Here is a 12,607-nt window from a genome sequence, read left to right on the forward strand (position 1 = left end):
CCAGCGCTAGCCGGAGCGGCGGCGGGCGACCTCGTTGAGTGCGGGGCCGAGTTTTTCACCGATCATGGCGGTGACGTCGGCGTGTGGCTGGTGGCGTCGCACGTACGAATTCCGCAGTACCCGGGAGGTGTTGCCCAACTGGTCGGCGATCTTGGTCACGTCGAGCCCGGCCGAGATGCCTTCGGTACCAAGGTGTTTGCGCAAGCTGTGCGGCGTGACACCGGTGGGCAGACCCAGCGCGGCGGCCAGTCGCCGCCAGCGGCGGCCCATGCTTTTGAGGTTTCGCGGCCCGCCGTCGTCCAGATCGAAAAACAACAAGTCCTCGGGCCAATCCGCATCTTCGGGGCGCGGGGGCAACGCCAACCGGACCTTCTTCAATCGGCGTATCCGGGCGGCCAACATGTCGAGTACCACTTGCGGCAGCTGCACGGGCTTGCTGATGAACTTGCCCTGGCTCAGATCCTGGGCATCGTCGGTGGTGTAGTCGATCCACACCTGCGCCGAACCGCCACGGGTACGGACCACGCCACGCGGAGTGAGGATGCCGGTGTCGAAATCGATATCGGACTCACACACCCCCAATGTTTGGCCGAGCCGCCAACCGGTCGCGGCGACGAACAGCACCCAATCGGCGAGATCGTGGGTTTCGCAGTATCCGGCGACCGTGGGCACCCGCTGCTTCCATGCCTGCTTTCCGGTCCGTTTGTCGAGTGTGGGGCACGGCACGGTGGAGGTGTAGACGTCTATCAGGATGCAGCCCACGGTCGCGGAATCCACGAACGCGGCACCGCCACGGCGGCGGGTGAAGTTGGCCGGTTTCGGCAACAACGCTTCACGGACTGGGTTGCCTGGTGGGAGCGCGCCGACGCGGATGCAATACCGGAACATCCCCGACAGGATGTTCTCTTTCAGGATCCGGGGTGCGCTGCCGCCCCGCTCACTGGCGACATAGCTGAGCATGTCTTCGATGACGGCGGTGTTGACCAAGCCGATCTCGCGGCGTCCGTATTTCGGGTTCACGGTGTCGCGCATCATCGGTTCGTAGTTGTTGATCGTTTCCTCGAGCCGTCCGCGCTTGCGCAGGTCGTCTTTGTAGGCGGCCCACACTTGGGCCAGGGTGGAGCGTCTGTTCAGAGCGCTGGCGAGGGTGACCGAGGAATCGATCCATTCCTGGGCGGCGTCGAGGAAGGCGCGGCGGGCGCGTTCACCGGTCCGGTCCGGCTTGGCCCGGCCCCTACTGTCGGTCTCCGGTGGTGAGGAGCGGGTGATGCGCTTGTAGTTGCCGTTCCAGTCGCGGGGCCGCCCCGAGGCTGTCCAGACACCGGCCAGGCTCGGGTGCGGTTTCATGTTCGGTTCCGGGACGCTGCCCGGGTCCAGTTCCGGGCGACCTCGTTTAGTCTGATTCATGCCTCTATTTCCTTTGTGGGGTGAAGGGGTGCTGGCCTCCGCCGCCCGCTGCTACCAACAGTGGGACAAACCGGCGGAGGCCAACTCGATCAGGCGGCGGCGGTGCCACCGCGCCGGGTGCGTTGTTCTTGTTCGGTGATCCATGCCTGCACGGCTTCGCGTCGATAGAGGACTTTGCGGCCGAGGGTGAAAGAGGCGGGACCGTAGCCGATATGACGCCAGTAGCGCAGGGTGCCGATGGCGAATCCGTATTCGTGGGCTAGTTCGGCGGTGGTAAGCCAGTCCGGTCGCCGGTCGTGGTGTGTGGTGTCATCGGTGGGCGTGTGATCGAACATTCGGATCCTTTCCCGGGAAAACGGTGAACGTAGGTTGGTGGTGGCCGGTGCGCGGGCGGTGGGTCGGGTCTATCAACGCTCCCTAGCTGCCGATTCGTCAACTGCCTTCTCGCGCAATGTTTCTGACGCAGCGGCAGTCGATTCCGGCCCCGGCCTGCCGACCATGCCCGTTGTCGTGTCCAGTGGCCGGTGCGGGGGCGCAAATCCGCCTATTCGTGTGCCCGGCGCGCGAACCGGATGTGGTGATCGCGGTCGCTGGTTCGATCGTGTGACGAGACGGTCTTCGGTGGCGGAGGTGAAGTGTCGCATCGGGTCTCAGGCCGCGCGCATCTCGAGCGTCACCTCTTCCTTCTCATCGGCATCGATGTCGCACTGGCCGTGATGGGTCTGTGCGGTCGCAGGGTCGTCTGGTTCGGTGAGAGCCGCCAGCGACGCCAGAGTGTCGATGTTGATGTCGGTGTCGCCCTCGTCGGCGCTGGCCGCGAGTTCGCCGGGGTCGGTGGTGATGATGGCGTTCTCGGTAACTGAGGCCAGCGATCCGAACACCGCGCGATCACCCCCGGCAGCGAGGAGACCGGCACCGCGCGCGGCCGAGAGTAAGAACTGCTGCTCGCCGTCGGAGAGGTGGAACGCGGCGGCGACTTCCTCGATGGCTTGGGGTGCTTGGCGTAGCAGGATCTGGGTCGCGGCGTTGGACACGATCGCCTTGCCGAGTGTGGTGGAGCACACGTCGGCGCAGTCCTGGGTGGCCACGGTGAGCCCGGCCCAGTGTTTGCGGAAGCTCTTGGCGGCTCGGAACAGGAATTGTGCTCCGGCGGGCTGGCGCATGAGCAGCCATGCTTCATCGACGGTGATCATGCGGGGACGCCGGTTGCCCGGGTGTGACACCCGTCGCCAGGTCGCGTCCAGCACGAGCAGGGTGCCGATTGTCTTCAGCTCATCCGGCAGTTCCCGCAGCGAGAAGACGATCAGGCCACCTTCGGGGTCGGTGGTGGTCGGCCCGTCGAGCAGTCCGGCGTAGGCTCCCTCGCCCACGTAGGGGTGTAGTCCGGCGGCCAGCTCTGCGGCGGCGGGGGCACCGGTTCTGTCGAGCTGGGCACGCAGTCCGCTCAACGTGGGGGCGGGCCGGGTCCAGGTGGCGGGGTCGTCGGTGATCCCGGCAGCGGTGTAGGTGGCGGCCAGCGCGCTGTCCAATGCTGTTCTCTGAGCGGTGCTCTGGTCGCCGAGCAACACCTGCATCAAGGTGTGGATGAAGAGTTTGCGGCGGGTGAGGGCATCGGGTGGAGCGCTGCGGCTCCCGTCGCGGCGTGTATGGATTTCCAGGTCGAACGGGTTGAGTCGCACGCCGGGGGCTCCGAGGCGGATGTGGGTGCCACCGACGGTTTCGGCGAGGCGCCGGTATTCGTCTTCGGGGTCGATGACGATTTGTTCGATGCCGCGATAGAGCGAGCGCAGGATCTCGGTTTTGACCAGGTAGGACTTGCCCGCACCGCTGCGCCCGAGGATCACCAGGTTGTGGTTGTGGGCTTCGGGAGAGAACCGGTCCACGAACAGCAATCCCGAGGCGGCATCGCGTCCGTAGAGCACCCCGTGCGGGCGCGCGGCCTGCGCCGGATCGACGGCGGGTAGTTGCGGGGAGTCGAACGGGAACGCCGCGGCGAGCGCGGTGGTGTCGAAGGTGCGCTGCACCCGAATCAAGTCCATCCCGAGCGGGAGAGTGGTGGCCCAGGCTTGAGCGGCCCGGTAGGACAGGGTGCAGGTGTCGGCGAGCAGGCTCGCCGCCAGGGCCCGCACGGCGGCGACCTCGTCGGCCAGCTCGGCTTCGGACTCGGCGTGCACGCTCAGATACACCCCGACCCGGAACAGTCGCGCCTCGGCGCGAGCGACGCGCGCCGACAGGTCAGCAGCGTCTTCGACCGCGACATCGACCTGCGGGTCCGACAACCGGCCCCGCCCGACGTCGTGCATCCGGGAGGACTCCAGTCGGGCCTGCTGGCGGCGCAGGCGGGTCGCGGCGGTGACCGGGTCCACGGGGTCGATGTGGATGGCGACCTCGACCCGCCCCGAATGGGAGAGCAGTGGTGCGAGCCAGCCCGCCGTCACCTCCCTCGGGTATCCGGTGACCGCGAGAGTCTGGGTCCAGTCCGAACCGATCTCGAGATGCCGAGTGCCGATGGTCAGCGATTCGGGCGCGAAGCCGGTCTCGCTGGTGAACGGGTCGCATACTGCGGAGTCGGGGTCGGTGGTGATGATCGCCGAGGGTGCGACGATGTCGGCGGCTGCGGAGACGAGGCCCTGCGGGTTGGTGCAACTGGTTAACACGGCCGTGGCTTGCTTGTCATCGAGGGCGGTGACCGAGACCCCCAACGGAGCCAGCACATCGGCAGCCTCGTTCATCCGGCGAAACAGCCGCGACTCCGCACCCCGGCGCGCGGCGGCCGAGAGCGCTCGCCGTGCCCGGCCACGTCCGGGCAGCCTGGCCCGTACCCCGGTGGCGGGCAGGCCCTCGATAGGTTCGCGCCAGACCAGCAGCACTTGGCGGTGGGTCGGGTTCTCCGCTGCGACCAGTTCGGCGAGGTGGCCGGCGTGGTCGAGGGCGGCGGCGGCCAGCTCCGGTGACATCTGCTGTGCGGCGATGTGTAGACCGGTGATGTGTTCGGTCAGATCCAGGCGGGCCGAGCGGACGAGGATCTGCACGGGTTGGCGCAGGGTGTGCAGCCATCCGGCGAGTTGCCCGACGAGGCTGTCCTGTTCGGCCGGGGTGCGCAGCGACAGGTTGAGGGTGCCAGCGACCGCAATGACCGCGAGCCCGTCGCCGCCGAGGTCGATCACCCCGACACCGCCGCTACCGCTGCCTGCGACCGACTCCGGCAACCGTGCCGCCTGCGCGGTCAACGCCGCCGGAGCTGGCGGCCGAGGCCGAGATCGGATGGCGCGGTCGGTGATCCACCTCGGTGCCTCGGCGTGCCCGCGCGATGTCACGAGGTGGCGAGGGCGCAGACGGTGGCGGATCGCGGCCATGAGCAGCAGATCGGCCGAGAGGCCGTCGCGGCGGGTCACGATCGCGATGGTGACGACAACCGCGATCGGAGTGGCGGCGACCAGGAAGATCTGGGGCGCGATCACCGCCCTGGTCGCCAGCCATGCCGAGTACAGCAGTAATCCGGTGGCGGCCAGGACTGCGACCTGGCGGATGGTGAACGGGCCGAGTATCCGGTCGCTGCGTTCGACGTCGGCGGGAATGCGGACGATGGTGCTCATCGCAGTGTTCCTCCTCGAGGCGCGCGCGGCGCACGGCGGCGCACGGGCAGGTCGGGTAACGGCAGATGTAGTTGCCGCCCGGCCGAGCGCACCGGCGCGGGCGCGGGTGGTTGGGGTGAGATGGTCGGCGGCGGTGCGGGTTTGGCCCGGGTCACCGGGAACGGCAGCGGATACTGACCGCTGCGAGTGGGCCGGACCCGCGCATAGGGATCGACCGGAAGCGGTTCCTGGAGATCGAAGGCGAGCTGTTCGGGCCGACGTTGAGGAGATGGTCGCTGTGGCGCGGGTGCCCGCGCCGGTTGTGGTGGTGGCGAGGGCCTCACCCGGCGCACCGGGATCGGCAGCGGGTACTGGCCACCGGCCCCGGGTCGGATTCCCCGATAGGGGTCGGGCGCAGTGAAGTCGAACGCGAGTTGCCGTCCACGCGGTGTTCGCGCCGCGCGGGCCGAGGTCGGACTGGTCGAGGCGGCCGAGGCCGGGCTAGGTTGCCGCCGGACTCGGCGCACCCCGCCGAGGGGCAGCATCAGTTGCCCGTCGCGGGTGGCGCGCACCCGCGCGTAGGGGTCCGGTGGCCCAGATGCGGTAGCGACCCGCCCGCGCTGGGACAACCGGGCCGGGGTGACGGCAGTGGAACGCCCGCCCCTAGACGAGCTGCCTTTGAGTAGACCGAGGGTCTTGTAGGCGAGATAGCCGCGGGCGATCGAACCGGCGAAGCTGCGGCCCTGGCCGATGCGCATCACCGACAGCAGCCAGAACGGGGTTTTGATCAACACGCCCATCAACGCGAGTCCCACAATCAGGTTCACGATCGCGCTCGCGTTGGGGCCGAAGACCTCCCATCCGCCCGGGGTGAGGAACACCCGCAGCGCCACCACCAACGTCAGCGATTGCACGACCTGGATCGCCAGGCACGCCGCGAACGAGCGCCACCACCACCTCGCTACCGCCTCGGCTCCGGGCAGTCCGTGACACATCAACGCCAACGGTGCCGAGACGATCAGCAAGATCGTGATCGCGACCCGCACCACGTAGCTGATGATCAGCACGACCAACATCACCACCAGCGCGAGCATCAGCACCAGCCCGAAGCTCTGGCTCTGGGGACCGGCCGTGGCCAGCTCTTTCAAGCCCGCCGCCGCTGAGTCGGAGCCGACACCGTCACCGGCCACAGCTGCGGCGAGGGCGTTGGCGAAGCCGATCGCCGTCGTGGCGATCACCATGCTCATCGCTCCGGCGATGAATCCGGCCGCCAGCCGGGGTGCGAGTTCGCGGATCGACCACCGGGTCTGCAGGGTCTCGCGCATCATCAGCAGCACTCCGGCCGCCATCACCACGAGCACATACAGGCCGCTCACCAACTGCCACGACTGGTTCCACAGCACCCCGATCTGCGGTATCTCGCCGGGTTCGGGGGTGGTGAGCAGGGTCGCCGAGAGCAACTCGAGTAGTGGGTCGAGTGCGGAGTCGACGATCCGCTGGAAGAACCCGTCGATGGCCTTCTCCACGCATCCGGAAATGTTGCTGACCCCGCACTCGGCAGCGCTCGGGCCAGAACCTGGCGAGCCGGTATCACCCGGGGCGGGCGAGGATGAGGTGGTCGGAGCAGTCGTCGTGGTTGCGGGTGGGGTCACCCATCTCGTCGGCGGGGTGGTCGTCGGTGCTGGCGTGCTGGGTGTCGGAGTCACCGGGACGGTCGGTGTCGTGGGTTGTGCTGCGGTACCGCCGGTGCCGGTGAGGGTGATCAGTACCGCCACGAGCACCGCTGCCGCCGCAGCCGCAGTGGTGCGCAGGGTGCGCGATGGCCCTGGCTGTGCGGCAGGCGCGCAGCGTGTCCGGGGTGGGGCGCTCATCCTCAGGCCCCGACGATGGATTTGAGGACGGCCACGATCACCGGTGCCAGCATCGCCAGCGCGTATCCCAGGCACGCGGCCCGGAAGGCGGTCTTGGCCTTCTCGGTCTCGGCGGGATCGCCCGCGCCGATCAGATAGCGGGCACCGGCCACTGTCAGGCACACCGTCGCCAGCGCGGCGAGGATCCCGATCAGCCAGTTGCGCACGTTGTCGAGCACCTGATCCAGCGACGAGGCGATCGCCAGCACCGATGGCTCCGGTGGTGCGGCCGACGCCGATCCGGCCATCAGCATCAGCAGCGCCGCTGTGGTGGGCGAGGCTGCGACGATTGGCAGCCACCGTCGCCACAGCACAGACGGTCGATCCGACTCCGGTGGCGCTTCGCTGAGGTGACCTCGGTTCGCGCTCATGCGGCCACCTGCCCGTGCCCGGTGCTCGACGGCATGGGTGTCGAGGTGTCCTGTCTCGGCCGGCGTCCTCGCCGCGGCGAGGACTCGCTGCGCGCGAGGGGCGCGAGGGTGGTCACCGCCGCCGCTTCGACCGTGCTGGTGTGGCCCGAGTCCAGGTCCAGGTTTCGTTGGGTGAGCCAGGCCGCCAGCCTGAGTTCGGTGCGACGGCGTTGTTTGTGCAGCGTCCACAGCGACTGGCCGCGTTCGGCGGCCAGCGCGGTCAGCGACCGGCCTTCCCACCGTGAGACCGCGATGAGTTCGGCCGCGTGCGCGGTGAGGACCCCGGCGGCGACGGCTTGGGCGAGCACCGCCTCGGGATGGCCGGGTTCGGCGATGGTCGAGCGCGCCTGCGTAGCGAGCGGACCGAGGTCGCAGTCGATGTCGCCCGCCGACATCGCTTCCGAGTGCTGCTGGTTTGCCGCCCTGCGTGTGGCGCGGTAGGCCACCCACCGCAACCGATGCCACACCCCGGGACGGTCCAACGCGATGCGCCCGAGGTTGGCCAGGAAACTTGTCAGCACTTCGGACTCGATGTCGTGGCGGTGTCTGCTGCCCACAGCCGCGTACTTCCCAGCCGCCCTGGCCAGCATCGGCACCGCCAGGCCCGCGCACACCAGCATCGCGTCCTCGCCGTGGGTGCGTGCGCGTTCGATGAGCCACACCCAGATCGCGTCGATCTCGGCGATCGGGACCGCAGGATCCCACAGCCGCTCACGCAACCCGCCCCAGGACCCGATGGGGCTCGCGGCGGCTGCCGGACTCGGCACCGGTCGCGGATCGGCGGGCAACGGCTGATCAATGAGCCGTTCGAACCCCGCCCGCACCACCCCGAAGGGCGAACCGCCCGATCCCGAATATTTCACGAATTCCGAATTCACCAGAAACTCCCTGCTCGGTGGAAACAATTCCGACCTCACAAGGACACCGGCCACCCACACCCGAAACGCACCCACAACACATTTACGCCACACCCACACCACACCCAAAGCGCACCCACACCACACCCGCACCGATCGGGCGAACATTCGGCGACCATTCATCGCCGTGCGGTCACCTACCAGATGCGACCGCCTTTACCAGGCGCTGTGTACGCACCGGTGCGGTACGGGTGCGGTTCTGGTGCGGTCCCGATACCACACCAGCCCGCCTCGGCAAACAGTCGAAAAGAAGCTCGAAAAAAGTTTTCGGCAGCTCCGAACAGAAAGGTAGGCACGATTCTCGTGCGTTCAGAAATTCTCAGAAAATATTCGATGAGCGTTGTCCAAAAATCGGCTTTTCGGCGGAAGTAAGCGAGTACACACCGCTCTCTCGTCAGGAGTCGCTATGACCGCCAGCTCTCGCCGACCTCGCTCAACCTCTGCCCCGACGCCCACGGTGCGGGTCCCCTCGACCCTGTGGGCGCATGGTGTTGAGCCCCTCGATCCAGACGACCGCTGGCCCGCCCCGATCCTGTCCCACGCGATCACGGAGTTCTCCGTTCGCGGTTCGCGGGTGATGTTGGTCGGCTGGCCCGCCCCGATCACCCGGGGCGCGCTGCGGGTGATCGAGCCCGACACCTCGCAGGCCCTCACCGCGATCGGCGAGATGAACCGCCACGGCCTCGACGCCCCCACCCCATCGAGGCGGACCGGCGAGCCGGTGGATCTGGTCATCGCCAGCCTGCTGGCCGATCACCTCGACCCGATCGAAGCCGCCGAGCACGTCACCTCGCTCGCGACCGGGGTGATGGCGATGGGCGGTTTGCTGGTCGTGCTGTCTCGTTGCCGCCACAGCGATTCCGGTGTCCTGCTGGATCCGGCCGGTCCGGTCGTGGCCGCCGCCCAGGCCGCCGATCTGCTCTACCTCCAGCACATCATCGCCGCCCCGGTCACCGACCAGACAGTCACCGCCGCGCCGCCCGCAGACCCGGTCGCGCCCGGCCGCCCGCGTCACGCCGTCGCCCACACCGATGTCTTCGTGTTCCTCCAGCCCGAACACGGCTGACTCGTGTCCCGGCCCTCTCTCGCACCGACTCGATCTCACGAAGGGACACCTGATGAATCCGGACCCCACCACCACGGCCGCCGACACTGACTCCGCGACCGCTGCACACACCGGCCCCGCCGATCTGCCGGTATCGGTGTGGGCGACGGCCCAGAACGCCCCGGCCGCGCAGCGGCGGGGCCGCTATCACCCCGACAGCACCGCGCACCCGGCGAAGATGTTCCCCGCAATCGTGGCTCACGCTGTTCAGACCTACACCCGTCCCGGCGATCTCGTCCTGGACCCGATGTGCGGGATCGGCACGACCCTCGTCGAAGCCTTGCATCTGGGCCGCCGCGCGGTGGGTGTGGAGTACGAGTCCCGATGGGCCGAGCTGGCCCGCGCCAACATCGGGCTCACTCGTGACGCGGGCATCGATCTCGACGCGGCCGTCTACACCGGCGACGCCCGCAAGCTGCCCGACCTGGTTCCGGCCGAGTTGCGAGGCCAGGTGAGTTTGGTGATCACCTCCCCGCCCTACGGCGACTCCGTGCACGGCCACGTCCGTGCCAATGGCAAGGCCCCGGTGCGCAAGTTCGATCACCGCTACGGCGCGGTGCTCGACCGAGGCAACCTCGCCAACGTCGGGCTCGGCCGCTTGCTGTCCGGGTTCACCAAGATCCTCGCCGGTGCCGCCGAATACCTTGCCCCGGGCGGGCATGTGGTGATCACGGCGCGGCCGTGGCGTCAGCACGCCGAGCTGGTGAACCTGCCCACCCATCTCGTCACGTGCGGCGAGCTGGCCGGGCTGGTCCCGGTCGAGCGCTGCGTGGCGCTGCTGGGCCGCCTCACCGAGGGTGAGCTCGTCGCGCGCTCGAGCTTCTTTCAGCGTGACTTCGTCGTCAAGCAGCGCGCCGCCGGGCTGCCGATGCATCTCATCGCACACGAGGACGTCGTCATTTTGCGCAAGCCCGAAAACAGCGTGAGTTCAGCGAAGGTGAAGAATTTTCAGCGCGAACCCCAGTGGTCGTCGGTGCCGTTGGGTGCCCATGTCGGCACCGAGCCCGAGGGGCGGGCGGCGTGAGCATCACCATCGCGAGCCCCGAGCAGGGGTGGCTGGGGCGGGTGCTGCTCGCCCCGGCCGCGACCCTGCGCGATCTGGCGGCAGCGCTGCAAGACATCTTCTCGTCCTCGACCGCGATCGGGGTGCTGTTCGCGGCGGGCGGGGTGCTCGCCGCGGTGCGTGTACTCGGGCGGTTGCCTCGGCGCCGGCTGAGTGCGCGTGCTCGCCAGATCACCGTGCTCACACCGCCCGAGGTCGACGCCAAAGGCGCGCTCGCGTTCTGGGCGCACCTGATCGGGCAGCTACGACCCGCGTGGGCGCGGGTGCTGGCCGGACAGCCGCATCTCGGGTTCGAGTACACCGTCACCCCGGAGGAGGGTGCCGCGATCCGGCTCTGGGTGCCCGGTGCGATCCCGCCCGGGTTGATCGAGCGCGCGATCGCCTCGGCGTGGCCCGGCGCGCATACCGACACTCTCGAGCCCGCCCGGCCTCCGCTACCACCCCCGGCCGAAGGCGTGCGGCGGATCGTGGCTGGAGGCGAGCTACGGCTCGGGCGGCGCGAGGGACTGCCGTTGAGTACCGACCACTCCGGTGATCTCGTGCGCGACCTGATCACCGCCGCCGATGAACTCGCTCCCGGCCAAGCGGCGTGCGTGCAGATCCTCGCCCGTCCGGTCACCGGCCGCCGCGTCGCCCGAGCCACCCGCACCGCGGTGAGCACCGATGCTGCGGCGGGAGTGCTGATCGGGCTGCTGCGTGAGGTACTCGACCTGCTCACACCCGGCCGGGGCACCCGTTCCTCCCGGGCCGGTGGTGTGAGCGGCGGGCGGGCCAGCGACCGGCAGGCGGTGATGGAGTACAGCGCTGCCGCCCGCGCGGCGGCAGCCAAAGCGCGTGGCGCGCACTGGGAAACCGTGGTGCGGTATGCCGCGTCGATCCCGGTCTCCGTGCACCCCGACGACATGAACCCGAGGGCGCGGGCACGAGTGGTGGCACGCGGGCGGGCCGACGCGCTGGCCACGGTGTTCGGGGCCTGCACCGATCACAACTACTACCGGCGGCGTCGCCCTTTCCGCCTCGCCACCCTGATCCGGCTGCGGCGTCTCGGGCGTGGGGATGTGCTGTCGGTGCCCGAGCTGGCCACGATCGCGCATCTGCCCACCGATACCGGCCTGCCCGGCCTGCAACGGGCCGGAGCCCGAGCCCTGTCCCCCGCACCAGAGATCCCCGTTGGCGGGGACTACACGAAACCACTGGGCATGGCCGACACCGGAACTCGCCGCCCGGTCGCGGTCAAGATCTCCGACGCCCGCCATCACCTGCACATCCTCGGCCCGACCGGTGTCGGCAAATCGACTCTGCTGGCACGCACGATCCTCGCCGACGCCGATGCCGGGCGCGGGGTGATCGTGATCGACCCCAAAGGCGACCTCGTCACCGACGTCCTGTCCCGGCTGCCCTCGCGCATGGGTGATCGGGTGGTGCTCTTCGATGCCGACTCTTGCGCCCCTCCGCCGTGTGTGAACCCCCTCGACATCGGCCGGATCGGGCGCGCGGGAATGGATCTCGCGGTCGACAACCTCGTGACCGTGTTCCACCGGATCTTCCACCAATGGTGGGGGCCGCGCACCGACGACATCATGCGCGCGAGCCTGCTCACGCTGTGTGCCCAGCCCGGCACTGCGACCCTGGCCGATCTGCCTCGACTGCTCACCGAGCCAGCGTTTCGCGCCCGGGTCACCCGCACCACCAAAGACCCTGTCCTGCGGGGGTTCTGGGACGGCTACGAGCAGCTGTCCGACACCGGTCGCGCTCAGCTCACCGGTCCGTTGTTGAACAAGTTGCGCGCGTTCCTGTTGAGGCCGTTCGTGCGTTCGGCCATCGCGGGCGGGCCTTCGACGGTCGAGTTCGCCGACATCCTCGACCACGGCGGCATCTGCCTGGCACGTCTGCCGAAAGGCTCACTCGGAGAAGAGACCTCGCGTCTGGTCGGGTCTCTGCTCGTGGCACGCACCTGGCAGGCGGTCACCGCGCGGGCGCGGGTGCCCGCCGCCGAGCGGCCCGACGCGGCTCTTGTGCTGGATGAGGCGCAGAACTTCCTCAACCTGTCGACCCCGATCGAGGACATGCTCGCCGAAGCCCGAGGTTTGCGGCTGTCGCTGCTGCTGGCGCACCAGAACCTCGGCCAGCTCTCCCGCGAACTGCGCGACGGCATCTCGGCCAATGCCCGCAACAAGATCGTGTTCGCCGTCAGCCCCGACGACGCACGAGACCTGGCCC

9 protein-coding genes are annotated in these 12,607 nt (G+C 68.9%); 3 read left to right on the forward strand and 6 right to left on the reverse strand.

Annotated features, from left to right (window positions below):
* Positions 1-6: 6 nt before the first annotated feature.
* From NN4_RS43395 to NN4_RS43425, 6 genes are all read right to left on the reverse strand, one after another.
* Positions 7-1,407 carry a tyrosine-type recombinase/integrase gene (locus tag NN4_RS43395; RefSeq protein ID WP_147143981.1) on the reverse strand — a complete coding sequence of 467 codons (1,401 nt, stop codon included), beginning with the start codon at positions 1,405-1,407 and terminating at the stop codon, positions 7-9.
* Between the two features lie 89 nt (positions 1,408-1,496).
* Positions 1,497-1,742, reverse strand: coding sequence for a helix-turn-helix transcriptional regulator (locus NN4_RS43400; RefSeq protein ID WP_147143984.1), 246 nt, complete (start codon positions 1,740-1,742; stop codon positions 1,497-1,499).
* A 315-nt stretch (positions 1,743-2,057) separates the two neighbouring features.
* Entirely contained in the window at positions 2,058-5,003 is a 2,946-nt protein-coding gene (locus NN4_RS45570; RefSeq protein WP_186818912.1) for a PrgI family protein, read from the reverse strand.
* Positions 5,000-6,853, reverse strand: coding sequence for a TrbL/VirB6 family protein (locus NN4_RS43415; protein ID WP_147143987.1), 1,854 nt, complete (start codon positions 6,851-6,853; stop codon positions 5,000-5,002). The genes NN4_RS45570 and NN4_RS43415 overlap by 4 nt, the downstream gene beginning before the upstream one ends.
* A 2-nt stretch (positions 6,854-6,855) precedes the next feature.
* Positions 6,856-7,263, reverse strand: a complete 408-nt coding sequence (locus NN4_RS43420) for a pilin (RefSeq protein ID WP_147143989.1) — start codon at positions 7,261-7,263, stop codon at positions 6,856-6,858.
* Positions 7,260-8,180 carry a hypothetical protein gene (locus NN4_RS43425; RefSeq protein WP_147143992.1) on the reverse strand — a complete coding sequence of 307 codons (921 nt, stop codon included), beginning with the start codon at positions 8,178-8,180 and terminating at the stop codon, positions 7,260-7,262. Before NN4_RS43425 ends, NN4_RS43420 begins: the two co-directional genes overlap by 4 nt.
* Before the next feature lie 445 nt (positions 8,181-8,625).
* Between NN4_RS43425 and NN4_RS43430 the strand changes: the two genes are divergently transcribed.
* From NN4_RS43430 to NN4_RS43440, 3 genes are all read left to right on the forward strand, one after another.
* On the forward strand, positions 8,626-9,285 hold the full coding sequence (locus NN4_RS43430) for a hypothetical protein (RefSeq protein ID WP_147143996.1): 660 nt from the start codon (positions 8,626-8,628) through the stop codon (positions 9,283-9,285).
* A gap of 52 nt (positions 9,286-9,337) precedes the next feature.
* Positions 9,338-10,348, forward strand: a complete 1,011-nt coding sequence (locus NN4_RS43435) for a TRM11 family SAM-dependent methyltransferase (protein ID WP_147143999.1) — start codon at positions 9,338-9,340, stop codon at positions 10,346-10,348.
* Positions 10,345-12,607, forward strand: a 2,263-nt coding sequence (locus NN4_RS43440) for a helicase HerA domain-containing protein (RefSeq protein ID WP_246181432.1), incomplete at its 3' end; no start/stop codon positions are given. The genes NN4_RS43435 and NN4_RS43440, both read left to right, overlap by 4 nt.

Origin of the sequence: Nocardia ninae NBRC 108245 (assembly GCF_007990755.1) — a bacterium.
GTDB classification, from domain to species: Bacteria; Actinomycetota; Actinomycetes; order Mycobacteriales; family Mycobacteriaceae; genus Nocardia; species Nocardia ninae.